Here is a 24,673-nt window from a genome sequence, read left to right as displayed (position 1 = left end):
CTTCAGCGGAGCGGATCCGATTCGACCAGCGGATCCGACTCGAACAGTGCGGACAGCGGCAGGCCGACCCGCCGGGCCCGGTGCTGCCACTGGTCGCCGACGGCGTACCACACCTGGTCCACCCGGGCATGGTCGTACGAGGCGGACGGCAACACCAGTTCGGCACCGCCCAACAGCAGATCGGACAGCCGGCTGCGCACCGAGACGAGTCCGGCCAGGGCAGCGGCGCTGGCCGGTACGTCGATCGCCGTGCCGGCGTCGAGTCGCACTCGGACCAGTCGATGACCGGCGCGTACCGCCGGACGCTGCCGCGACGCGTGAAGGACGTCGCCGTCCGGCGCGGCGGGTGTCTGCGGCAGGACCACCCAGGCGTGTCCGGCCCGTCGGCCGGCCGGCCAGCGCACCACCTCGTCCGGAAGCCCGTCCACGCCGTGCCCGGCACCGGTGTAGTTCAGCGGCACCGGCACCCCGGGCAGCTGCACGTGACCATGCGGTCGGCCGTCGTCGTCCACCTGGTAGCCGGCCAGCAGCCGGACCCGGTCGAGCCAGGCTGCCGGCAGGAGGAACCGGCCCGTCGTGTCGCTCCCGCTGCTCCCGCTGCTCCCGCCGTCCCCGCCGTCCCCGCCGTCCCCGTCGCTCGCGTCGCGCAGCCGGAGCCGGACCTCGTCCGGGATCTTGCGGACCTGGCTCAGTGCGATGGCGCTGCCAGCGTCGGCGCCCAGGCAGAGCAGGTAGCTACCCGGGTTGGCCCGCGCGACCCGGGCGCCGTCGACATCGCCGACCAGGAACAGGTTCGCCGTCGGAATCCCCTCGACCAGGGCGCGGCCCGGCGGAACCGGGCAGGACACCCACAGCCGCACCGGTTCGGCGTTGGTCGGCGGACGGTCCGGCACCCAGCGCACCCCGTGCCCGACGCCAGCACGCCGACTGGACGCCGCCACCCGGTACCGGTTCGGCTCGGGCAGCACCCGGCGCGGTCGCGGCGCGGCAACGGCGGGGGCGGGCGGCGGCACCAGGGCGGGCTGCGGCAGCGGGGCGGGCACGGTCGGGCGTCCGGTGCCGCAGCGCACCGGCAGCAGGTAGCCGTCGTCGCTGTACCACCGGCTGCCTTCCGGCGCGGGTCCCGGCCGGCCGGTCCGCAGCCAGGCTGCTGGCCGCCGCTGCTCGTCGACTGCCCGGACCCGCCCGTCCCGCACCACCACGGAGGCGCCCGGCGGCAGCGACCAGAACTCGACACGGAGTACGGATTCGACAGCGGCGAGATGCGCGCTCAGTCCGTCGGCGGCGTCGGGTGGCACCGGGGTCAGCAGCAGCAGGTCCTCTCCGGCCCAGGCGAGACTGGTCAGCAGCGCCCGCAGCACACCGCCCGCCACGGCGAGTCGGCTGCCGTCGCCGTACCACAGCGCGAGCCGACCATCGTCCAACAGGGACAGGTCAACCAGTGCGCGGCCTGCTTCGGCGGTGAGGCCGGCGTACCGGGAGCGCAGTGCCGTGGGTGACCGCCGCCGGGTACTGACCATCGTCACCGCGCCGATCGTGCCGGCCGTCGGCCCTGCGGTCGGCGCCAGCCGTCCGTCGAGGTCGGTGGTGAACCGTGGTTGTCCCCGGGTGTCCGGTGGCCGGTACTCCTGCCACCTGGTGACGTTCCCGAAACGGTCCCGCGCGCCGAGGTCCCGGCAACCCGGCAGCAGCACCGCCTCGCCACCTGCGGCGGGAACCCAGACGGTGGCGCCGGTCGTCTCGGCGAGTGTCGCCAGTTCGGTCTCGACCCGGTGGTGTTGCGCCGGGTCGTCCGGCCAGCGGAGCCACATGCGCAGGTCACCGCCGTACAACTGGATCTGCGAGAGCGCGGCGGCGAGGTCCTGACCGCCGTAGCCTGCCTGGACCGGTGCGTCGTCGAAGTCGTACGTCGGCAGTTGGAACCCGTCGTCACCGATGGCGACACCCACGGTGACCAGTCCGGGATGTCCGCTGCCGAGCTGGGCCACCGCCGATCGGCGTTCGACGAAATTCTCGGGGGCAACGAACTCGATGCCGTCCGGCAGTGGCAGGGTCGCCAGTCCGGTCCGGGTCAGCACCAGCCCGCCCACCTGCTCGGCGGAAAGGACGGCTGCCGGGGCATCCGGATCGACCACCGGGCTTCCGGAGCTGGCCCGACGATCACCGGTACGGTACGTGTGCCGTCGCCCGCCAACCTCCGCAGCTGCTCGCGCAGGGCCGGGGCGTCCGCTGCGGAGCAGACCACCACCTGCGGCCGGGCGGGCGACCCGGGCGGACCGAGATCGGTCACCACCGGAATCCACCGGGCGTGGCCAGGGGCCTCTCCGCCGAGAACGTCTCCGGTGACGACGACCTCGGCGTCCCGACCGAGCTGGGCCATGAGGGTCGCCGCGTGCGATCGGGCAGCCGCCGGGTCGCCGACGATGGTCAGCGCGTCGGGCGCGTGATCCAGGTCGGCCCACAACCGCATCCCGTCACGTTCGCCGAGGACCAGCGCCGCCGCCGACGGGGGCAGTCGTCGGCCGGCAGGCAGCCAGCCGTACGCCTGACCCCAGCGGGCCGGTCGCGTCCCGACCAGTCGGACCTGGGCCGGCCGGCCGCCACAGTCCAGTTCGGTGATCAGCGTCCCGAACGGGTTCGGGGGCGTGGGCGGCAGCAGATCAGCCGCGCCGAGGTCCGGCGGCGGTGCCGCGAGTCGTCGTTGCGTCGTGACCGGCCCGACCCGCCCGTCGGCTGCGGCGCGCGACGACGCCGCCGACTCGGCTACCGCCGACCGACGGGCCGCCAGCGCCACCCGGGCCCAGACGACGAGAACTACGGCCAGCACGAGCAGAGCGATCCGCAACCCGGTGCTGAACCAGCCGCCGGAGTCACCGGCCGGCGTACCCGGCCCGTCCGGTCCGGCCGTCGATCCGATGGGCTCGGGCAACGCGCCGGTCTGGACGTCCGGACCGGCGGCGTCCGCCGGCAGGATGAGGATCCAGCCCGGCTCGACCGTGGCCGCGCCGACCATCTGCCGCCCGTCCGGCTGCGGCCGACCCTTGTTCAACTCGAAGATCTCCCGGTAGCGGCTGCCGTCGCCGAGGGTCTCGGCCGCGATGGCGAACAGGAACTCCCGCTGACCGTCGACCGCCGGACCGACCACGTAGTACTTCCCGGTCTCGGTGGGAACGTTGCGTGGCGGGATCGTCGGGTCGGCCGGAGCGGCTGCCGACGGGGCAGGGGTCAGGAGCAGCGCGACGCATTGGACGATGACGCATTGGACGATGAGCACGAGCAGGCCGCGGCGGGTCGGGGTGCGTCGTCTCATCCGGTCGTGTCCTTCGGGCGCTCGGTCTGGTCGTACGGGTGTGACAAGTCGGGGGCGGATCCCGTGAACCTTGGTTGGTCGCCGGTCGTTCTGAGGGTGTTCTCCCTGAGAATGGAGGCAGTATGAGCGGGATTACACCGTATCGGCCGACAGCCGGCAACGCAGCCGACGGTTGCCTCGACGCCGCAGCCGACATCGCCGCGAGTCTGAGTCAACTCCGTGACCATCTGGTGAGCCTCGACGGGGTCGGCCTGACCGACCTGCCCGCTGGCCGGCTGCAGGACCTGCTGGTCGGCTACGACATCTACGTCCGGATGCTGGACGACGCTCTGCATGAGATCGCCGGTCGCCTGCGGCCGAGTCGGGCGGTGCACCGAGCTGAGGCGATTCTGGCCGGCGGTGACCCGAGATGACCGGCGGTAGCCGGGTCGACCCGGCCGAGGTGGCCCAGGCCATCGACGCCCTGGCGGGTCAGGTCGCCCGGCGCCTCATCGAGCTGCGACGGGAACTCGGGCCCGGCAGCGGGCCGTGGGCCGGCGCGGGCGTCGACCTCGACCCGGAAGTCGAGTGGACCCTCGCGGCCGACGGCATCCTTGGTCCGGACGGCATCCTCGGCCTGATCAGCGGTGCTATCCGCTACGAGTGGCCGGGGCACGTGGACGTGGGCTGGCCCGACCCGGAGTTCGGCGTTGCCGAATCGCATCGGCACGCCGGATAACTTTTCGGGATACCACTCGCGGGCGGTGAACTTTGAGTGCGGGAGACTTCGTTACCACGGCCGTGGATCCGGCAACGAGGCACGGGCCGTCCGGAGGCTCGTCGGCTGCTCCGACGCGCGACGAAGCACTCAGGACCGCCTATGAGACGCACGGACCGATCCTGCTGAACTACCTGCTGCGGATGACCTTCGGCAACCGCGCGATGGCAGAGGACATTCTGCAGGAGACGCTGATGCGTGCCTGGAACCATCCAGAGGCGCGCACGACCGACGGCGAGTGGAGCCGCGGCTGGCTGTTCACCGTGGCCCGCCGGATCGCCATCGACCAGATACGGTCCAGCCAGGGCCGGCCCACCGAACGGCTCGACGAGCGTATCGAGGATCGGCACGGGGCGGCCGACGGAACCGACCGGCTACTCGACCGGCGCGAGGTTCGGGCCGCAGTCGCCCGTCTGCCGGAGCGGCTCCGTAGCGCGCTGATCGAAATCTACTTCCAGGAGCATTCGGTGGCCGAGGCCGCCCAACGGCTGTCCGTTCCGGAGGGCACCGTCAAGTCCCGTACCTTCTACGCCCTGCGTGCCCTGCGCGAGGACCTCACCTCGCGCGGGTTCACCCTCTGACCATCCGGCGACCACCGAAACTCCCGAGAAACTTCATCGGGTCGTGAACCCGCCCGAGGTCGATTTCGTTCACAGAGCACACCCGGTGGAGAGGGAAGCCAACCGTGACATCGAGACCTGTGCCCCAGCCCTCGTCGAACCCTGCGAGCCAGCCCTCGCCCAGATCGCGCTCGGTGCTGCGGCGACCGTGGCGGTCACTGCGGTCCACCCGCCAACGAGTCGAGGCGGCGGTGGCGTTCACCGCGGCGGTCGCCTGTGTCGTCGCCGCCGGCGTGCAGGTCGGCCCGGCGCTGGCCGAGACCAAGATCGAGGGCAAGCCGGTGCCGGAGGACGTGCTCGCGGCGATCGTCGTCGGGACGACCGCCTGCCCGACGCTGACCGGACCCCGGCTCGCCGCCCAGCTGATGGCCGCCTCCGAGTTCGAGCCCGGGGCCCGGACCGCGCACGGCGAGGGCCTCGCCGGCATGGACACCGAGGCGTGGCAGGACTGGGCACCGTGGGAGTCGGCCCAGCGCGCCGACGGGCGGGCCAACGTGCTCGCCCTGGCCCACCGTACCTGCGCGTTCATCGGGCAGGCTCGGGCGGCGGGCGTGGACGGTGACCTGTGGGAGGCGGCGGTCGCCGCCGAACGCGTCGGGTTGCAGCCGGTGATCGACGCCACCGGAGTTCCGGACAGCGCCCGGCAGCATGTCGACACCGTGGTCGGATACGCCAACTGGTACGCCGACCAGCCGCAGTTCGCCGACGCCACTGCGGCGCCACCGGAAAGCTCGGCCGACTCGGCGGCTGGCCAGGTCAAAGTCCCGGAGGAGTACGTCAATCTGGTGCTCGCCGCCGGCCAGGTGTGTCCGGACGACGTGTCCAGCGCGCAGATCGCCGCTCAACTGATGGCGGTCTCCGGGTTCGACCCGAACCTCAAAGGCGGCCACGGTGGCCAGGGCATCGCCCAGTTCACCGAGGCCATGTGGGACCAGTACCGGCCGTCGCAGTCGGCAACGGTGTGGGATCCGGTGGCGGCGATCCCGGCGTTGGGTAGCGCGATGTGCGACCTGACCAACCAGCTGTCCAGCATGAAGGTCGATGACTCGGGCTCCTACGAGTTGGCGCTCGCCGCGTACCAGTGGGGGGTCACCGCGGTGCGGGCTGCCGGCGGTGTTCCGCGCCAGGCCGCGATCCCGCAGCTGGTCGACCTGGTGGACACCTACGTCGACGGGTACGCGGACGACGACCGGCTGACCGTGCCAACCCCGTCGCCGACCCCGTCGCAGTCGCCCAGCCCGTCGCCCAGCGCGGAAGCGTCGGAGCAGCCGTCGCCGAGCCCGAAGCCCGCCAGCCCGTCGCCGACCCTGTCGGACCGGCCCGAGGCGCCGAAGACCACCGCGCCGGCACCGCAGGTCTGGGACCCGACGGTCCGCTACCAGTTCACCAACGCGTTCAGCGGCAAGATTCTCGAGGTGCCGGGTCTGGACGACAACCACACGGCCGGAACGGTCGTGCAGTTGTGGCGGAACATCGGCAGCGAGGACCAGTACTGGCACATCACCGCCGCGCCGGACGCCGGTTGGGTGATCATCACCAACGCGTTGAACGGCAAGAACCTCGCCATCCGGCACGCCTCGGTGGAGGACCGGGCCAAGGCGGCCATCGCCGAGCCGAAGAAGGACAGCCACTATCAGCACTGGAAGTTGCTGCGCCGGGCGGATGGCAGCTACAACATCCTCAACCGCAACTCCGGCAAGGTGCTCGACATTCTTGGAAACGACACCAGCGGTAGCGACGGCACTCCGGTCACCCAGTGGACACTGCAGGACCACGCTGTCGACCAGCGATGGATCCTGAGCAGATGATCCGGTCGGGGAGCGTGGCAACGCCCCGGGCAGCGAGCTGGACCGCGGCGGCAATCGTCGCGGTCCTGCTCGTGCTCGCCACCACCGGGCGGTCGGCGCACGCCGACGAGCAGGTGGCCTACTACACGGTGGCGGCGTCATATCAGGGAAAACCGGAGACCCTCCGCAGCATCGCGGCCCGGCTGCTCGGCGACGGCGAGCGGTGGGACGAGGTGTACAACCTCAACGTCGGGCGGGGCCAACCAGTCGGCCAGGCGCTGACCGACCCTGACTCGCTGCGTGCCGGCTGGTACCTGGTGATGCCCTGGGACGCCGCCGGCCCCGGCATCCGGTACGGCGTGCTGCCGACCGAGCCGCCGCCAAGCCCCGCGCCGGTGACCGGAAATCCGACGACTTCTCCGGTGCGGCCCGTCACCCCACCGATGTCGGCCGAGCCCGGGGCACCGACCCGGCCGGCCGGCCCGACCCGGCCGGCGGAGTCCGGGGCACCGGGGCAGTCGGCCGGCCCAGGGTCGTCGCCCGAATCGGTCGAGCGACCGTCGCTCGCCGGCGTCCCGCCCAACCCCGGGCAGGTGCCGACCGCGCCACCGCCACCAGCCGACAAGGACGAGTGCGTGGCGGCGACCGCCGCGAGTGAACCGTCCGACTGGGGAATGGTACGGATCGCCGCCGACCTGGCCTGGCCGCACAGCCGGGGACACGGCCAGCTCGTGGCGATCGTCGACTCCGGCGTCGACGGCAACAGCGCGCAGCTGAGCGGCCGGGTGGCGATCGGCGCGAACATCGTGACCGGTGACGGTCGGGGCGACGTCGACTGCCTGGGCACCGGGACGGCGATGGCCGGCCTGGTGGCCGCCGAGCCGGCGACGCCGGACGACAGCTTCACCGGTGTCGCACCCGAGTCGACGGTGATGCCGGTGCGAATCGTCACCGACGACGCGGCCCCTGACCCGGCCGTGCAGGCGACGGCCATCGAGATCGCCGTGTCGACCGGGGCCGACGTGATCGCGTTGGGCTCCCACGTGGACATTACCGCCACCCCGGTTGCCGACGCGGTGGCGACCGCGCTGTCGCAGGACATCGTCGTGGTGGCCGGGGCTCCGGCAGACGGGGAGGCGGTCGGTACGGCGACGGTGCCCGACGAGACCATCGTCGTCGGTGGGATCGGAGTCGACGGCATGACGGCTGCGGACTACCTGCCGGGCTCGGTGGACGTCGTCGCCCCAGGAGTGAACGTGACGAGCATCGGCGCCAACGGGACCGGGTCGTTCACCGGCAGCGGGACCCAGTACGCCGTCGCGATGGTCGCCGGGGTCGCGGCCCTGGTCCGCGCATCCCATCCGGGTCTGACCGCTGCCCAGGTCGCCCACCGGGTGGCGGTCACGTCCGACCGGATGGGCGACGCCGAACCGGACCCCCGCTACGGCTACGGCATGGTCAATCCGGAAGCTGCGGTGGTCCGGGTACTACCCGAAGAGGTGACACCGATCTCCGACGTTGGCTCGACGGGTCGGGTAGGTGACAGCGAGGCGGCACGGACGGCTTTCCTCGTCATCCTGCTACTCTCCGTTGTCCTGACCGGACTGCTGGTGGTCCGGCTGCGGCGATCCATGCGCCAACGCGACGAGACCGGCGAAGGACTGGACGCCCAGTGGCCGCAGGGGCGGTCGGTCGAGCCGGCAACCGCGGCGCCGCAGTGGCGCGGGTGACCGGGTTGACGGAGGTGGTTGCTGATGGCTGACGACAGGTGCGGTGAGCCGCAGCTGCGCGAGGCGCTCGGCCTGTTCTACGCCGGTGCGCTGCCCGACGACGAGATGAGCACCGTTGCGGGTCACCTCGCGACCTGCGCTGGCTGCCTGGCGGAGTCGGATGAGTTGGGCGAGGCGGCGATGATGCTGGCACTGCTCTCGTCGGCCGACCGCGACGACCTGGTGGCCGAGTTCGGCTTGCCCGATGCCGGCACGTCGGCCCCTGTCGGCTTGCCCGATGCCGGCACGTCGCGGGTTGGCGGTACAGACATCGCCGGCACCCGTCCCCGTCCCCATGGCCCGGTGCGGCCCCGCCGCGTCCGGCGCCGACCGCGCCGGCTGGCGCTGGCCGGCGCCGGTTTGGCGGTCGTGCTGTTCATGCTCGCCGCCGTCACCGTCGGTCAACCGATGCTCGCCCGACTGATCGGCGCCGATCCACCGACGACACTTGTCGCCGACGCCGCCAACGAGTCGACCGGGGCGACCCTGTCCGTGACCGTCACCGCCAGCGGCGCAGACGTTGAGCTGTACGCCACGGTGACCGGCCTCACCGCCGGTGAGCCGTACCGGTTCTATGTCACCGACATCGGCGGGCGCAGCTGGGAGTTGGTCACCTTCACCGGGGTCGGCCGCCTTCAGCAGGTGGACACCGCCTGCCCGGTCCCGATCGACGGTATCGCCCGGTTCAGTATCACCGCCAGGGACGGGTCACTCGTGGTCGCGGCATCGACGCGGCCGGACCCGACGTCGACACCACCGGGCTGACCGTGTCACCACCGAGGCTCGTCCGGGCAGTCGCCGCACTGGCCGTCGGTCTGATCACCGCCGTGGTGGCCGGTACCGCTGGTGCGGCCGCACCGCCGACGCTGCCCGACAGCGGCGGCAACTGCCTGCGGGCACCGGAGAGCATGGAGACCGGCGTGCCCTGGACCCAGTCCTGGCTGGGGGTGGAGCGGGTCTGGCCGCTGACCCGTGGCGCGGGAGTCACGGTGGGTGTGGTCGACACCGGCGTGGCGGCGGACAGCCCGCAACTGCGCGGTCGGGTGCTACGCGGCATCGACCTGACCAGCCCCGGCCAGCCTCGGGCCGACAACGACTGTTTCGGCCACGGCACCTTCGTCGCCGGGATCATCGGCGCCGCGCCGGCCGACGGTACCGGCTTTCACGGCATCGCTCCCGACGTGCGGATCCTGCCGATCCGGGTGGCGAACAGCATGGACGACGGCACCGCCGGGCTGCTGGCGCGGGGCATCCGCACCGCGGTCGACAGCGGTGCCGACATCGTCAACATCTCGGCCAGCACCACGGTCGCGGAGCAGAGCCTCGTTTCGGCGATCGAGTACGCCGAACAGCGCGACGTGCTGGTGGTGGCGGCCGCTGCCAACAGCGCCGGGCAGGGGCAGCAGACCGCGTACCCGGCAGCGCTGCCGACTGTCCTCGCCGTCGGGGCGATCGACTCGACCGGAACGCTCGCCGCCTTCTCCCAGACCGGAGCCCACCTCGGGCTGACCGCGCCGGGGGTCGAGGTGGTCAGCGTCGGGCCCGGTGGGCCCGGACACTGGCGTGGCAGCGGCACCAGCTACGCGGTGCCGTTCGTGGTGGGTGTCGCCGCGCTGATCCGCGCGTACCGGCCGGACCTGTCCGCCGCCGAGGTACGACACCGGCTGCTGACGACCGCCGACCATCCGGCGGTTGGCCTGCCCGACGCCGGCTACGGCTGGGGGGTCGTCAATCCTGCGGCGGCGGTGTCCGCGGCACTCGCCGAGGAGGGCGCCGACGGTCCGGCCGCGCCGGTGGGCAGCGCCCGCCACCCCGACCTACCGCCGCCCGACCCGATCGGGCCGACGATAGCCGCGCTCGCCGCCGGCCTGTCGGTCGTGTTGATCGGACTGGTGGCGCTGCTGCGGGTGCTGCTGCCGGCCGGCCGGGCCCGCGGCTGGCGACCTGCCCACGCCGCCGGCCGGCCGACCGCCGACCGCGCCGATCCGTAATGGCCTGAACCACTCAGTAGTGGCCTGAACCGCCGGTCAGGACGTCGGCGTCTCGGGAACCGGCAACTCGGGTGTCTGCACCAGCCGGACCGTGCGCCGACGGTCGATGTACTGGCCCCGGCCGGGCGGCAGGACCCGGGGTCGCACGTTGCCGAGGAAGGTGCCCTCCTCGCGTGGGCAGGAAAAGAGCACCGCCGGGGATCCCAGCTCCCAGGCGCGTCGCAGCACCGGGTTCATCATCGACCGGCCCGCCCCGGAGGTACTGCGGGCGATGATCAGATGCAGACCGATCTCGGCGCCGTGCGGCAGCAGCGGCAGCAGCGGGGCGAGGGGGGAGTCCCGGCCGCCCTCGATGAGTTCGAAGTCGTCGACCAGGATGAACAGCCGGCCGCCGGTCCACCAGTCCCGCTTGGACAGCCGGCTCGGCGCAATCTCCGGCCCCGGCAGCCGGGAGGTGAGCACCTGCCCCGCCTCGGCCAGGGTTGCGGTGAGCCGCTCGGCCGACATCGAGTAGCCGATCTGGTTCGCCTGCGGGATGGCCTCGTGCAGCTCGCGCCGGGAGTCACCGAACACCACCCGCGCCTCTTTCGGCGAATGGTGTGCGACGACGCTGCGGGCGATGTGCCGCAACAGGTTCGTCTTACCGGTTTCCGTGTCGCCGAAGATCAACAGGTGTGGGTGGGCGTCGAAGTCGTGCCACAACGGTGCCAGCCGCACGTCGTCGAGGCCGAGCGGGATGCGGATCTCGGCCTCCCGCGACGGTGCGGTGGGCGCCGGCAACTCGGCGACGACCAGCCGGTCCGGGAGCAGCTTCACCGCGGGCGCGCGTGGCGCGGTGGGCACGTCCAACGCCTCGACCAGCTCCGCCGTTCCCTCCGCGAGATCCTCGGTACCAGGGTCGCCGTCGATGCGCGGCAGCGCGGTGAGAAAGTGCTGCCGGTCGGTGGTGATACCCCGGCCCGGGATGGCCGGGACGGTCGCCGCGACCCTGCTGTTGACCTCAGACTCGACCGGATCACCGAGCCGGAGCTCGAAGCGGGTGCCGAGCACATCGCGTAGCCAGGGCCGGATCTCGGACCATCGACCGGCGGAAACCAGCAGGTGTACGCCGAAGCCGAGCCCACGCGCCGCCAGCTCCCCGAAGCGGTCGTCCAGGTCCTGAAAGTCCTGCCGGGCGGTGTACCAGCCGTCGACGACAAGGAAGACGTCACCGTACGGGTCGATGTCGCGGAACGCGCCGGTGGCCCGCGCCCGGCGGTAGCTGGCCATCGAGTCGATCCCGTGCTCGGCGAAGAGCATTTCACGACGGGCCAGCAGGGTGGTCATCTCCAGCACGGTACGGGCGACCTTGTCGCGGTCCAGCCGGCCGGCGACGCCACCCACGTGCGGCAGCCGGGACAGTGAAGCCAGCGCCCCGCCGCCGAAGTCGAGGCAGTAGAACTGCACCTCGGCCGCGGTGTGGGTGAGCGCCAGGGCGCAGATCAGCGTACGCAGCAGCGTGCTCTTGCCGGACTGTGGCCCGCCGACGACGCCGACGTTGCCGGTGCTGCCGGCCAGGCTGGCCTGCAGCAGCTCGCGGCGCTGCTGAGCCGGCAGGTCGATCAGGCCGACCGGGACGGTGAGCTGTCCGGTGCCGAAGCCGCCGATCGGCGCCAGCCCCAGGGTCGGATGCTCGACCAGCGGCGGTAGGAGCTTCTCCAAGGTCGTCGTGTCGGTCAACGGTGGCAGCCACACCTGGTGGGCCGCTGGTCCGTGCCCGCGCAGCACCTGCAGCAGCATGTCGGCCAGGATCGGTGGCTTCTCCCCGCTGTCGGCCTCGTCGTCCGGCTGCGGGTCGGCGGGCTGCTCCGGCCGCAGATGGGCGGTGCCGAACAGGACGAGACCACCTTGCGCCGAGGCGCGGCGCCGCTGATGCGGCGCTCGCCATGGCCCGGAGCAGTACGCCGCCTTGAACCGGATCAGCGTCTGGGTGTCGGGCCGCAGATAGCCGTTGCCGGGCACGTTCGGCAGTTCGTAGGCGTCCGGCACGCCGAGTACGCTGCGGCTCTCCATCGAGGAGAAGGTACGCAGCCCGATCCGGTACGACAGGTGCGACTCGATGGTGTGGATGCGGCCTTCGTCGACCCGCTGACTGGCCAGCAGCAGATGCACCCCGAGGCTGCGGCCGAGCCGGCCGATCATGCCGAAGACGTCGATGAACTCCGGCTTGCTGCTGAGCATCTCGCTGAACTCGTCGACGACGATGAACAGCGCCGGCATCGGCTCCATCGCGACCCCCTCGGCGCGGGCCCGCTCGTAGTCGCGCCGCGACGGGTACCCGCTGGCCCGGAGGTGTTCCTGTCGCCGGTTCAGCTCACCGGTCAGCGCGTCCTGCATCCGGTCAACGAGCTCGAGCTCCTCCGACAGGTTGGTGATCACGGCCGAGGTGTGCGGCAGCCGTTCGAAGCCGAGGAACGCCGCGCCACCCTTGAAGTCGACGAGGACCAGGTTGAGCTCCTCTGAGGTGTGCCGGGCGGCCAGGGCCAGGACCAACGTCCGTAGCAGTTCGCTCTTGCCGGAACCGGTCGCACCGATCAGCATGCCGTGCGGCCCCATTCCGCCTTCGGCGGCCTCCTTGATGTCGAGCTCGATCGGGCTGCCGGTCGAGGTCATCCCGATCGGCACCCGCAACCGTTGTGCCGCCGTCCGACCGGCCCGGTACCCCGCCGGGTCGAAGGTGGTCAGGTCACCGAGCTGGAGCAGGCCGGCCAGGTCGTAGTCGGTGGCCAGGGGTTCCTCGGTGTCGCCACCCTGACCGACCCGGTACCGGGCGACGGCGCGGGCCAGCGCCGCGGCGGATGTCACGCTCATCAGGTCCGGGCGGCACAGCGGGCGGCTGCTCGACTTGCCCAGATGGTCGAACGAGACGACACTCAGTTGCTCCTCGGTCGCCTGAAGCAGCAGGGTGTGTGGCTGGGCTTCCCAGCCGAGGGCGGCACGGACGTCGAGAGTGATCAGATTCCGGTAGCCGTCGGTACCGAGCCGGTGGTTGGACGGCAGGGCGGGACCGTCGAGGACCAGCACGACGAGCGGCTCCAGCGCGGTGACCGGGGTGTCCGGTTCGAAGCCCGGCCGGTCCGGTACGCCGAGTGCGGCGAGGACCTCGTCGACCTCGGCCGGTTCGGTCACCACCCGCCGGCGGGTGCCGGTGACGTCCGGGACGGAGTCGTCCTGGACGTGCGGTAGCCACTTCGCCCAGTCCCAGGCCGCATCAGTGGTGGCGACCACCAGGTGGAGATCCTGTGGTGAGTGCGCGACGACCAGTTGGGCCAGCATCGCGCGAACCGTCGCGCGGGTGGTACGCGCATCGCCCTTGAACCCGATCCGGGCGAAGCCGCGTAGGTAGAGGGCGATCGGGGCGTCCTGCAACGTGGCGTAGGCGCGCAGGAATCGGCGCAGCGCGTGCGCGGCGAGCGGCTCCAGATCACTGACCGGCTTGCTCGCGGGCGCGATCAGTCGGGTCATCGAGCGCCGGGCACCCAGGCCCACCCGCACCTCACCGAAGTCCTCGTGCGACGTACGGCGTTCCCAGAGTCGCTGGCTCAGCGCCATCGTCCACAGCGCGCCCGGGTGGGGGTGCAACCAGCGGGCGGCGCGCCGTTCCTCGACGAGCGAGTCGCGCACCTTGCGCCGTACCTGGCCGAGATAGCGCAGGTAGTCGCGGCGTTCGCCGTTGAGCCGATGCTTGTGTTGCCCGGCGTTGCGGATCAGCGGCACGATCATCATCGTCACAGCGGCGAGCACCATCAGGCAGACCCCGACGTACGCCAACGCGCCAGCGTTGGGGCGCAGGAACATCAGGACCATGGCCAGCGAGGCAATGCCCATTGGAGCCAGCATCAGCACCGAGCTGATGCCGCGCTCGGCCGGCTCGGGGATGACCGGTGGCTCCTGGAGGTTGATTTCTTCGGCCGGCGCGACGGGCCCGGCCCGGCGGGCCTTGCGCGAGTAGGGGACCGTACCCACGGGTGTCTCCTTCGGTGAGGGGTTTCCCTCCGATCGGTCCGGTGTCCGGTCGCGTGGCTACGCGCGTGGGATCACCGTGCCTACCGTCTGCTGGGTGCTGGTGTCGCTGGCCAGGGCGATCGGGGACCCGTAGGAGACGGACCCACCATAGCAGGAGGGGCGTTCATGTCCGAGACACGAGTCGAGCCGGAAGAGTTGCGTAGGGTCGCCAAGGCGATTGGTTCCATCATGGACGACTACGACGCGGTCTTCCGGAATCTGGGCTCGATGGATCCCAACGCCGGCAAGTTCGACGTGGCGGAGTGGTTGGAGGACTTGTTCGCGGACCGACGTGACGCGATTGTGACTCACGCCAAGTATCTGCGGATGGCGTTTGAGGAGATCAACGCGGGGCTCTACAGGGTCGCTGACGCGTTCGAGGGCGTCGACATGAGCAACGGGGATGCGGTGGCGGCGGCGACCGGTGTTGCCAGGACCGCGATCGAGGACATGAACGATGCGGAGTTCGTTCCTACCGAGGTGCAGTCGAAGGATGACTACGACACCGGGGACGACGAGGATCTGGGTGATGAGAAGACGTACTCGATCGAGGACGGCGAGGCGACGGTCGAGTTCGATCCGGATCAGATCCACGGGATGAGCGACGAGCTTGAGGTCGATGATCTCGGTAAGGACGACGATGAGGAGATCGACCTTGGTGAGGGCGACGCGATCGAGGACGCTGAAGACGGCCTGACGTTCGAGAACGACGACGATGAGGAAGACGAGGAAGAGGACGACGAGGAAAGTGATGACGACGAGGAAAGTGATGACGACGAGGAAGGTGATGACGGTGGTGACGATGACGGGGGCGATCGACCGTCGACGGGTGAACACTTCGAGCCGGTCGAGCCGAGCGCTGACGACTACGACTATCGGGAGAAGAATGGTGAGGATCGTATCTATCGGTACTACATAATCGGCGACGGGCCGCAGGTCGACGCGGAGGGGCGGCAAATTTACTGGTACAACAGCGAGCCGTACTTCTACATAGAAGGGCTTGCAGGAACCGGATGGCGCAAGTGGGAAGAATGATTACGTGGACTTCGATCGAGTCGACACGGAACCACTGAGTCTATCCGGGCAGCGGTCCGTGACTGCGTGTAGGTCCTCGCCTGAGGTGCGGGCCTTGCGCGAGTAGGGGGCCGAACCCACGGGTGTCTCCTTCGGTGAGGGGTTTCCCTCCGATCGGTCCGGTGTCCGGTCGCGTGGCTACGCGCGTGGGATCACCGTGCCTACCGTCTGCTGGGTGCTGGTGTCGCTGGCCAGGGCGATCGGGGACCCGTAGGAGACGGACCCACCATAGCAGGAGGGGCGTTCATGTCCGAGACACGAGTCGAGCCGGAAGAGTTGCGTAGGGTCGCCAAGGCGATTGGTTCCATCATGGACGACTACGACGCGGTCTTCCGGAATCTGGGCTCGATGGATCCCAACGCCGGCAAGTTCGACGTGGCGGAGTGGTTGGAGGACTTGTTCGCGGACCGACGTGACGCGATTGTGACTCACGCCAAGTATCTGCGGATGGCGTTTGAGGAGATCAACGCGGGGCTCTACAGGGTCGCTGACGCGTTCGAGGGCGTCGACATGAGCAACGGGGATGCGGTGGCGGCGGCGACCGGTGTTGCCAGGACCGCGATCGAGGACATGAACGATGCGGAGTTCGTTCCTACCGAGGTGCAGTCGAAGGATGACTACGACACCGGGGACGACGAGGATCTGGGTGATGAGAAGACGTACTCGATCGAGGACGGCGAGGCGACGGTCGAGTTCGATCCGGATCAGATCCACGGGATGAGCGACGAGCTTGAGGTCGATGATCTCGGTAAGGACGACGATGAGGAGATCGACCTTGGTGAGGGCGACGCGATCGAGGACGCTGAAGACGGCCTGACGTTCGAAAACGACGACGAGGACGAGGAAGAAGAGGACGAAGACGAAGAAGAGGACGACGGGGACGGCGGCGGCGACCGGCCGTCGACGGGTGAACACTTCAAGCCGGTCGAGCCGAGCGCTGACGACTACGAATACGAGGAGAAGGATTTCCAAGGAAACACCTATCGGACCTACTACGTTGGCGGCGACCTGCAGGAAGATGAGGATGGTGAGCAGATCTATTGGCTCAACAATAAGCCATATATCTTCTACAATAATCACCAAAGAAGTAGGATGGTGGAGTGGACGGAATGATTTCTGCGGACATTGACTGAATCGACATGGAACCACTGACTCGGCAGCGTTTGGCGGCCCCGGTCCGGTTGCGGTTCGTGCTCGGTAACCGGACGGCGGATCTCGCCCTGCCAGGGGAGACCCCGCTGGTCGACCTGCTCCCCGAGGTGCTGCTGCAACTCGACCCGGATGCTGCCGACCGCGGCGCCGAACACGACGGCTGGGTGCTGCAGCGCCTCGGCAGGGCACCACTGGACGAGGAGCGCACCGCCGTCGAGCTGCAGCTGCTCGACGGCGAGACCTTGCACTTCCGGCCGCGGGCCGAACAGTTGCCGCCGATCGATTTCGACGACCTGGTCGACGGAGTCGCGGATCAGTCGCGCACCAGCCCGTACCGCTGGTCGGTTCCCCGCACCCGAGCGATGCTGCTCACCATGGGCGCGCTGGCCCTCGCCGGCGGCCTGCTGGTACTCGGGTTGGACGGGCCGGTAGGGGCCCGGGCCGCCGTCGCCGCGCTGCTCGCACTGCCGCTGCTCGCCGCCGCCGGGCTGGTCAGCCGGGCGGTTCCGGATCCGCAGACCGGCACCCTGCTCACCGGCGGTGCGGCGGCCTACGCGGCGATGGCCGGCTGGCTCGGCGCCGAGGCGATCGCCCCGTACTCCAGCACGGCGGTCCGGGTGGCGGTGGCCTGCCTGGCTCTGCTGGTCACGCTCGCTGCCGGCGCTTCGCTGGTCGCCGCCGGTGCGTTGGTGTTCACCGGAGCGATCGCTTTCGTCGCTACCGGCGCGGTGACCGCGCTGCTGGCCGCGGTCGGGCCGGTGACACCGCAGGAAGCTGCCGCCTGCGGTTTGGTGCTGACCCTGCTGATCGCGTTGATGCTGCCGCCACTCGGTTTCCGGCTGGGTGGCCTGGCGCTGCCGCTGCTGCCCGGAAGGCCGGAGCAACTGTCGGAGGACATCGAACCCGCGCCGTACCGGATGGTGGTCGACCGGGGTTCCGCCGGCCTGGCCTACCACGCCGCGTTGACGGTGGGCATGGGTGCCGCGCAGACAATCAGTGCCGCCGTGCTCGTCGCCCCCGGTGGGCTGTGGCCGATGATGCTGGCTCTGGTGATCGCCGCACTGATCAGCATGCGGTCCCGGCACATGAGTGGCCTGGTCACCCGCTGGGCGACGCTGACCCCGGCCATCGCGCTGGTGCTGTTCGACCTGCTGCGGTTCGCGGCTGACCGATCCGACCTGACCCGGGCCGTGGTCCTTGCGCCAGCGGTCGTGGTGATCGCCGGCGCCATTCTCACCGCCGGGGGCACCCTGCCGGGCCGGCGGCTGCGGCCCTACTGGGGGAGGACGGTGGACATCCTGGAGATCGTGATCGCGGTGGCACTGATCCCGGTGCTCGGTGCCGTGCTCGGGATCTATCCGATGATCCGCGCCTGGGCGAGTTGACGGGAGGGCGCCCCGATGGAGTCACGCCGGGATCAGGTCCACGCCTATTTCTACATCTTGGGCCGACTCAACGCCGCCCTCATGATGGGCCGGCCGGACCCCTACGAGCCGCCCAACCGCCGCCCGATGATCGGCCTGGTGATCGGCATCCTGCTGGCGTTGGTGATCGCCGGCGGCTTCGGCATTTACGGGATCTTCCGGCCAGGCGGGGACACCTCCTGGAACCGTCCTGGGGTGATCATCGCGGTCAAGGAGTCCGGGGCCCGCTATCTGCTGCTCGACGGACACCTACGGCCGGTGCTCAACTACACCTCCGCCCGCCTGGTGCTCGGTGGGGCCATGGACGCCAGCATCGTACGGGTGTCGCGGCACTCTCTGACCGGGGTGCCGATGGGATCGCCGATCGGCATTCTGGGCGCCCCGGACGCGGTGCCTGCCGCAGACCGGCTCTATCGTGGACCTTGGACGGTCTGTGCGCCGCCACCGTCGCCGGCCGGCGTACCGGCGGTGACGCTACTGTTGGGAGATCTCGCCGATCCGGTGCCGCTGACTGATGACCAGGGTTTCCTGGTCCGCACCGCTGATGGACACAACTACCTGGTCTGGCAGGGCCGCCGGTACCGGATGACGGTGGCGAGCGCGGTGGCGCTCGGTTACATCGCCGAGGCGCCGGTGCTGGTGACTCCGGCATGGCTGAATCCGATCCCGGCCGGGCGAGATCTGATCTTCCCCGCCGTCAGCGATCGGGGGCAGCCGGGTCCGTCGGTGGGCGGACGGCCGACCAGAGTCGGCCAGGTCTACGAGGTCCGCAACCCGATGACCGGCACGGCCGAGCAGTTCCTGGTCCGCACCGACGGTCTCGTCCGGCTGAGCCGGACCGCCGCCGCGCTCGTGCTGGCCGATCCGGCGATCGGGCAGGCGTACCCCGATGGTCCGGTTGGGCCGATCCCGGTCCGTCCGGACGAACTGGCGGCAGCATCGGTCGCGGCCAGTATGGATTTCGTGGACGGCTACCCGCCGGACCCGCCGCAGCCGCTGGCCGGCGGTGGCGGATTGCCCTGCGTCGGATTCGACTCGGCGGGTTCGACCGTGGCGGTGCGGCTCTACCGGGCGCCGGCCACCGCGCTTGCCGGGGCGCTGCCGGCCCCTCGGGCGGCGACCGCGACCGGCACTGCGGATCGCATCATGATCGCTCCGGGGACCGGAGTGCTGGCCCGCAACCCGTACGCCCCGGGCACCGTCGGTGGCGCGATGTTTCTGATCTCCGAGTTCGGGGTGAAGTATCCGCTGCCGCCGGCGGGTGCCGAGGCGTTGGGGTACGGCGGTGTGCAGCCGGTCGATGTTCCCGGGGAACTGCTGGAACTGCTGCCGACCGGCCCGGTACTGGATCCGGCGGCAGCGTTGGCGAGCCAGGTCTGGGGCGGTTGACGGGGGATATCCCCGCCGAATGCGTCCCGGTGCCCGATAGTCAGGGTTGGCCCGTTCCCGACTGGTTGCATGGACCTGGGCAGGGACGTTGCGTCCGAACGGAAGAGAGAGGAACCCATGGCCGGCATCACGAACACAGTTCTCGATCCTGTGGTGGCCAACAGGGTCGCCAGCGATCATCGGTCGACGGCCGACGACGTCGATCGACAGAAGGCCACCTTCAACGACGCCGTCGATCTGATGGACGGCGCATGCGAGGGGGCGATGATCAGGGCGGTCCTGAGCGCGCGGGAAACCTGGGTCAAAGAGGTGGATGCGATCGTCGCCGACCTGCGGGAGATGGCCGGAAACGTGGACGGCACCGTGCAGGATTTCGACGCGCAGGACCACGCCAACGCAAGCCAGGTCGGCGCTGTCGGCTTGGACATTCTCAGGGACATCTGAGCCGCTCGGTGCGGCTACCGGAACGAAGGGAACGCTAATGGCGAACGGCAAGATGGGGTATGACTACGATATCCTGTTCGAGGGAATCAGTCAGATGCAGGGAGTCAACCGCAGTGTTGAGGCGTTGATCGAGAAGCTGTCGCAGGAGACCGGTCAGGCCCTCGACAACTGGACCGGTCCGGCGGCGGCGAACTACAACGAGTTGTCGGTGCGGATCGAGAAGAACTTCGGCGACATGAACACGATCGTGCATGAGTTGGCAAAGGTTATCCAGCTCAGTTCCGATGACATGAAGCAGCAAGACATCCGCTCTGGTAACCGGTTCAACCAGTAATGGGTCGAATGGCGCCGGGGGCCCACGGGTACCCCGGCAGCCCTTAGGCGTTGGTGACAATGGATGTTCTTTCGATGTTCCGGGCGGGGTGAGTCGTGGCCGTTGGTGAAGTCGGGACCTTCGACGAGAAGAGCCCTCCCATGGGTCAGACGTTCGCGCAGATCCAGAGCATGGAGGACATCGAGGACTATATCTCTGACATCAAGAGTATGGACCTCAACGTGTCGAAGCCGTGGGGTGAAGCCGCCGAGGCGGTCAAGCGGTCCATCACGGCTCTCGAGGACATCCTCGAGGACCTCACCGACCAGGTCAACAAGCTGACTTCCGGTGATTCGCCGATCTTCGCCGGTGAGGCCGCAACCGCCTTCACCGAGCACGTCGCCGAGCTGAAGCGTAAGAGTCGCGAGGGTGTGTTCAACGTCCTCGAAGGTAGTCGCTACTACAAACATGTGGACGACATCCGCCAGACTCTCTTCGACTTTAAGGGTTCCTACTGGCGGATCATCGATATTGGTCAGGATCTGCGCGCGGCGTTGAAGGCAGACGCGCGGCGAATGGTCGAGGAGATCTACGACGGTGTTTCCGGTGCGGGTCAGGCAAAAGCGAATGACATAGAACGGGCCGAGAAGGCGGCGGTCAGGGCCGCTAACCAATGGATCGTGTCGAACGTCCGGGTCCGGCTCATGGAGCTGTCCGACGATTTCCGTGATATCGGCGGCCGGATGACGAAGCTGCAGATCGGGCTGCTGGATCCGATCGACACCACCAGCAACGACAATCGCGACGAAGAGGGCGGAGGTGAAGGCGACGGCGACGAGAACGGCGGCGACGAGGGCGAAGGTGGAAACGACGAAGGGGCTGGAGACGAGGGCGAAGGCGACGGCGACGAAGAGGGCGACGAAAGGGGCGAGGGCGAAGGTGGCGATGACGTCCGTGAGGAGACGCTCGACGAAGCCAAGGACGCTGTCGACGACGCCATCGAGGACCTCAAGACCGGCGACCCGGAGTACGACGCCGCACTGGACGACGCGAACGAAGCCGCCCAGCAGGCCATCGACGATCTAGCTGACGAGTCGCCGGGCGGTGGTGGAACCGAGGAGGGCGCTGGTCCCGGTAGCGGCGGCGGTTCGGGAATCCCGGGCGGGGACAACGATGCGGCGCGCAAGCAGGCGCTGGACGATGCGAAGAACGCCGCGAACGATGCCATCGACAAACTCGGTGAGGAAGACGCTCCACCAACCGAGGGCTCTGGCGGCTCCGGCGTTCCCGGTGGCGATCCGGCCGCCGACGCTCGCAACCAGGCGCTGGAGGACGCCCGCAAGGCTGCCGACGAAGCCATCGACGACCTGATGGATCCGGCAGGGGGCGGTACACCTGGCGAGACGGTTGGTGGCGTCCCTGGCGGTACCCCGGGCGGCGGTACTCCTGGCGGTACCCCGGGCGGCGGTACGCCGGGCAGTAAAACTGGTGGCTCCCGCGGTTCGGGTTCCAGCCCGAGTGAAGCCGAGGAGGCTCGCAACCAGGCGCTGGAGGATGCCCAGAAGGCCGCGAACGACGCGATCGACGACCTGATCGGCGGCGGCGCCGGCGAACCTCCACCCACCTCGTCGTCGGATCCGGCTGCCGAGCAAGCTCGGGACGAGGCGTTGGACGACGCGCGCCAAGCGGCCGACGACGCCATCAAGGATCTGTTCGGCACCGAGTCGACCGGTGATCCCGAGGTCGACGAGGCCCGGCAGCAGGCGCTGGAGGACGCCCGTGAGGCCGCCGGGGAGGCTATCGACGACCTGGCTGATCAGGGCGCTGGCGAGGTGTCGCCAGAGACGGCCCGGGAGCAGGCGCTCAAGCAGGCCCAGGACGCTGTCGACGACGCCATCGGTGGCCTTTCCAGCGACGACGCCGCGGTCGATGAGGCGCTCGACAAGGCCAAGGAGGCGGCCGGCCAGGCGATCGACGGGGTGAGCGACTCGGATGGCGAGTCGGGAGACGACGACAGATCGGACGACGACGAGGAGCAGGCACGCAAGGACGCACTGGAGGACGCGAAACGCGCTGCTGACGACGCCATCGACGACCTCATATCGGATGGCCCGATCGAAGACGGCGACGGCGAGGACGGCGACGAGGACGGCGACGAGGACAAGGATGGCGACGGCACTCCTGATCTGCTGGAGGAGGCCCGTGACAACGCGTTCGCGGAGGCCCAGGAAGCGGTCAACGAATCGATCGACGAGCTGATCGAGAAGGAGCTGGCCGGCGAGGGCGAGGGTGCGACCGAGGCGGATCGCGAGGCACGGGTGGAGGCGCTGACCGATGCCAAGGAAGCCGTCGACGAAGTTCTCGACGAACTGATCGAAGAGGACGGCGACCACACCACCATCTCGGACTTCCTCACCGGCGCGGAGACCGACGGCCGGCTCAACGAAGGCGGCGAGGACCACCGCGGTTCGGGCGGCGGCGGCTCCGGCGGCGATGGAAGCAACGAAAGTGATCGCGGTGACGAGGGCGACGAACCTGCACCGTTGGAGCTGGCACCGGTGACCGAGGGCAGCCTCGCCCCCACCACGTCGTCGCCCATGTCGCTGTCCCCGATGACGCCGGCCGGCGGATCGGGGATGCCGATGTCTCCGCCGATGGGTGGCGGAGCGGGCCAGCAGGGGGACCGGGACCGGGAGCGCAACACCTGGCTGGTCGGGGAGGACGGCATGTGGGGTGAGGACGACACCGATGCGGCCTCCAGCAAGGCGCTGGGTCGTGACTGACCATGGGTGAGGTGGGAAGCGGCAGGCCGTGCACCCTCGACGAGGTGGCCGCAGCGCTCGGCGCGGCCGATTTCGCGGAGGTCGAGCGCGGGGCCGGACTGCTGGACGACGCGCGGCGTAGTCTGCGGACCATCGCCGTCACAGCGGAACGGACCCTGAGCAGGCTGGAGGACTACTGGCAGGGTGAGGGAGCCGGCATCGCCTGGCCGGGTGGCGACATCGACGCGTCACGACTGGGTGAGCCGCTGCGCCGGACCCGAGAACTGCTGCACACCCTCGACGAGGGCGAGTACGGGCAACAGTTGCGGCGTACCGCGAACGCGCTCGCGGCCGGTCAGGCGCGGGTGCGTGAACTCCAGGCCCTGCGCGCTGCCGACCCCAGCCTGGTCGGCGGGTACGACGAGCGGGCGCAACTCGTCCTGCACGACATCGCGGCGGCGTACCAGGACATTGGCCGGGCACTGGGTGGCACGTCCCCGCCGACGCTGGCGTCCGTCGACGAACCGTCGATCGGCGCCGACCTGAGTCGGCAGGCCCGCGACCAGGACGAGAGGGTCGTCCTGGCATCCGGATCGGACGCTGATGTCGAGCTGTTCCGGCCGGTAGGACCAGCGCTCGGGGCCGGTCAGCCCAGCGAGCTGGTACCGCCACCACCGGCGGGCGGTGGCGGCGGCATGCCGATGATGCCGATGCCGATGGGCGGCATGGGAATGGGTGGAATGGGTGGCATGGGCATGGGCGGTGCAGGAGGTGTGCAGCAGGACACCTTTTCCCAGCAGCGGCGGGCCACCAGCGCGGTACAGGGCGACTCGAGCGCCTGGGGTGCACAGGACGAGGGCTGGAACGTCCTCGGCAAACGGGCCCGGATCGAGAAGGCCCAGGAGGAAGTGCGGGAAGGGTTGAACCGGGAGTTCCGTAAGTTCACGAAGGGAGACCGCAATGGCTGACGAGGACGGCCCGATGCGAGTGTCGGGTCAACTTGAATCGATGTTCGCCCTGCTCGCAGAGGAGCAGCGCAAGCTGGCGGAGTTCCAGCGCAAGATGAACGAGGCGAGTACGACGGTCGAGTCCGCGAACAAGATGCTCACGGCGACCTTCGACGGCCGGGGTGAACTGGTCCGGTTCACGGTCAACAACACCAAGTACCGCACGATGGCGCCGAACGAGCTCGCCGAGATGCTGCTGGACGTCGTCCGGCGCGGCCGGTCCCAGGCCTTTTCCAAGATCGACACAATGGCCGGCCGCGACGTGCTGCCGGGCGTCAACTTCGGCGACCTGGCAGCCGGCAAGGTCGACCTCAACGACGTCGTCGGCGGTCTGATGACCTCGGCCATTGATCTGCCCGGGATCGTCCGGGCCGCCGAACAGGCCGGACAGGCCGGACAGCAGGGTCGCGGCGATGGCTGACGAGACCAGGATCGATCCGGACGGCGCGCGACGGATGTTCCGCGTGCTCGGCGAAGTCGGCAAGGACCTCGACGTCGCCCTGTCCGGCGTGTACAACATTCGGTCTACTGTGGTTGAGCCGTGGGGCAATGACGATTACGGCAGGCCCTTCGCCGGACAGCGTGAAGAGAACGCCAAGGACACGCTGAAAGCCGTCGGGTTCGTGGTCGAGGGCCTGACCGGCCTCAGCGAGGAGGGCGTTGGGGCGATCGACGAGTTCGAAAAGTTGGACGAAGAGAACAGCAAGAGACTGAGGCCGGACAACTGATCCGGCTGGTGGTGGCCGTCAAATGGAGGTAGGGCGAGCATGAGTCAGCGCAGGATTACCGTCAGCCAGTCGGCGGGATCTGGGTACCGGACTCTCGGTGAG

The 24,673-nt window shown here is 69.7% G+C and carries 20 protein-coding genes; 17 read left to right on the top strand and 3 right to left on the bottom strand.

Translation table 11 applies throughout. The features are described from left to right. Positions 1 to 2: 2 nt before the first annotated feature. Together EDC02_RS25670 and EDC02_RS25665 are read right to left on the bottom strand one after the other, a co-directional pair. Complete coding sequence (locus EDC02_RS25670; protein ID WP_123604157.1) at positions 3 to 2,135, bottom strand: hypothetical protein; 2,133 nt, start codon at positions 2,133 to 2,135, stop codon at positions 3 to 5. Beyond that, positions 2,072 to 3,310 (bottom strand): hypothetical protein, encoded by a 1,239-nt coding sequence (locus EDC02_RS25665; protein ID WP_123604156.1) that lies wholly within the window; start codon positions 3,308 to 3,310, stop codon positions 2,072 to 2,074. Before EDC02_RS25665 ends, EDC02_RS25670 begins: the two co-directional genes overlap by 64 nt. A gap of 122 nt (positions 3,311 to 3,432) precedes the next feature. Here EDC02_RS25665 and EDC02_RS25660 point away from each other — a divergent pair, with 122 nt between their 5' ends. The 7 genes from EDC02_RS25660 (at position 3,433) to mycP (ending at position 10,234) form a co-directional block, all read left to right on the top strand. Then, a complete protein-coding gene (locus EDC02_RS25660; RefSeq protein ID WP_123604155.1) occupies positions 3,433 to 3,723 on the top strand; it encodes a hypothetical protein in 291 nt (96 codons plus the stop codon). Continuing rightward, on the top strand, positions 3,720 to 4,028 hold the full coding sequence (locus EDC02_RS25655) for a hypothetical protein (protein ID WP_123604154.1): 309 nt from the start codon (positions 3,720 to 3,722) through the stop codon (positions 4,026 to 4,028). Before EDC02_RS25660 ends, EDC02_RS25655 begins: the two co-directional genes overlap by 4 nt. A 62-nt stretch (positions 4,029 to 4,090) precedes the next feature. Then, positions 4,091 to 4,648, top strand: a complete 558-nt coding sequence (locus tag EDC02_RS25650; RefSeq protein WP_123604153.1) for a sigma-70 family RNA polymerase sigma factor — start codon at positions 4,091 to 4,093, stop codon at positions 4,646 to 4,648. A 173-nt stretch (positions 4,649 to 4,821) separates the two neighbouring features. Then, on the top strand, positions 4,822 to 6,495 hold the full coding sequence (locus EDC02_RS25645; protein WP_123604152.1) for an RICIN domain-containing protein: 1,674 nt from the start codon (positions 4,822 to 4,824) through the stop codon (positions 6,493 to 6,495). Continuing rightward, positions 6,492 to 8,204 carry a S8 family serine peptidase gene (locus tag EDC02_RS25640; RefSeq protein WP_123604151.1) on the top strand — a complete coding sequence of 571 codons (1,713 nt, stop codon included), beginning with the start codon at positions 6,492 to 6,494 and terminating at the stop codon, positions 8,202 to 8,204. The genes EDC02_RS25645 and EDC02_RS25640 overlap by 4 nt, the downstream gene beginning before the upstream one ends. A gap of 24 nt (positions 8,205 to 8,228) precedes the next feature. After that, entirely contained in the window at positions 8,229 to 9,008 is a 780-nt protein-coding gene (locus tag EDC02_RS25635; protein ID WP_123604150.1) for a zf-HC2 domain-containing protein, read from the top strand. A 2-nt stretch (positions 9,009 to 9,010) separates the two neighbouring features. After that, positions 9,011 to 10,234: a type VII secretion-associated serine protease mycosin gene (mycP, locus tag EDC02_RS25630; RefSeq protein WP_199757766.1), complete on the top strand. Its 1,224-nt coding sequence runs from the start codon at positions 9,011 to 9,013 to the stop codon at positions 10,232 to 10,234. A 36-nt stretch (positions 10,235 to 10,270) separates the two neighbouring features. Here the strand turns inward: mycP and eccCa are convergent, their stop codons facing one another. Beyond that, positions 10,271 to 14,239 carry a type VII secretion protein EccCa gene (gene eccCa, locus EDC02_RS25625; protein WP_123604149.1) on the bottom strand — a complete coding sequence of 1,323 codons (3,969 nt, stop codon included), beginning with the start codon at positions 14,237 to 14,239 and terminating at the stop codon, positions 10,271 to 10,273. Between the two features lie 165 nt (positions 14,240 to 14,404). Here eccCa and EDC02_RS40420 point away from each other — a divergent pair, with 165 nt between their 5' ends. The 10 genes from EDC02_RS40420 (at position 14,405) to EDC02_RS25575 (ending at position 24,571) form a co-directional block, all read left to right on the top strand. Beyond that, on the top strand, positions 14,405 to 15,313 hold the full coding sequence (locus EDC02_RS40420) for a hypothetical protein (RefSeq protein WP_158632301.1): 909 nt from the start codon (positions 14,405 to 14,407) through the stop codon (positions 15,311 to 15,313). A 285-nt stretch (positions 15,314 to 15,598) separates the two neighbouring features. Then, positions 15,599 to 16,465, top strand: coding sequence for a hypothetical protein (locus EDC02_RS25615; protein WP_123604148.1), 867 nt, complete (start codon positions 15,599 to 15,601; stop codon positions 16,463 to 16,465). A gap of 26 nt (positions 16,466 to 16,491) precedes the next feature. After that, positions 16,492 to 17,889, top strand: a complete 1,398-nt coding sequence (eccD, locus tag EDC02_RS25610; protein WP_123604147.1) for a type VII secretion integral membrane protein EccD — start codon at positions 16,492 to 16,494, stop codon at positions 17,887 to 17,889. Positions 17,890 to 17,904: 15 nt separating this feature from the next. After that, positions 17,905 to 19,317 (top strand): type VII secretion protein EccB, encoded by a 1,413-nt coding sequence (gene eccB, locus EDC02_RS25605; RefSeq protein WP_123604146.1) that lies wholly within the window; start codon positions 17,905 to 17,907, stop codon positions 19,315 to 19,317. A gap of 117 nt (positions 19,318 to 19,434) precedes the next feature. Further along, complete coding sequence (locus tag EDC02_RS25600; RefSeq protein WP_158632300.1) at positions 19,435 to 19,761, top strand: type VII secretion target; 327 nt, start codon at positions 19,435 to 19,437, stop codon at positions 19,759 to 19,761. Positions 19,762 to 19,798: 37 nt separating this feature from the next. After that, a complete protein-coding gene (locus tag EDC02_RS40415) occupies positions 19,799 to 20,095 on the top strand; it encodes a WXG100 family type VII secretion target (RefSeq protein ID WP_158632299.1) in 297 nt (98 codons plus the stop codon). Between the two features lie 95 nt (positions 20,096 to 20,190). Next, positions 20,191 to 22,857 carry a hypothetical protein gene (locus tag EDC02_RS25590; protein WP_148083621.1) on the top strand — a complete coding sequence of 889 codons (2,667 nt, stop codon included), beginning with the start codon at positions 20,191 to 20,193 and terminating at the stop codon, positions 22,855 to 22,857. A gap of 11 nt (positions 22,858 to 22,868) precedes the next feature. Next, positions 22,869 to 23,804, top strand: coding sequence for a hypothetical protein (locus EDC02_RS25585; RefSeq protein ID WP_148083620.1), 936 nt, complete (start codon positions 22,869 to 22,871; stop codon positions 23,802 to 23,804). Continuing rightward, a complete protein-coding gene (locus tag EDC02_RS25580; protein WP_123604141.1) occupies positions 23,797 to 24,264 on the top strand; it encodes a YbaB/EbfC family nucleoid-associated protein in 468 nt (155 codons plus the stop codon). The genes EDC02_RS25585 and EDC02_RS25580 overlap by 8 nt, the downstream gene beginning before the upstream one ends. Then, complete coding sequence (locus EDC02_RS25575; protein ID WP_123604140.1) at positions 24,257 to 24,571, top strand: hypothetical protein; 315 nt, start codon at positions 24,257 to 24,259, stop codon at positions 24,569 to 24,571. Before EDC02_RS25580 ends, EDC02_RS25575 begins: the two co-directional genes overlap by 8 nt. The last annotated feature ends 102 nt before the right edge of the window (positions 24,572 to 24,673 follow it).

The sequence above is a fragment of the Micromonospora sp. Llam0 genome (assembly GCF_003751085.1).
Taxonomy (GTDB): Bacteria; Actinomycetota; Actinomycetes; order Mycobacteriales; family Micromonosporaceae; genus Micromonospora_E.
Note: the sequence above shows the minus strand (reverse complement) of the source record. Positions and strands in the feature narration are given on the sequence as shown.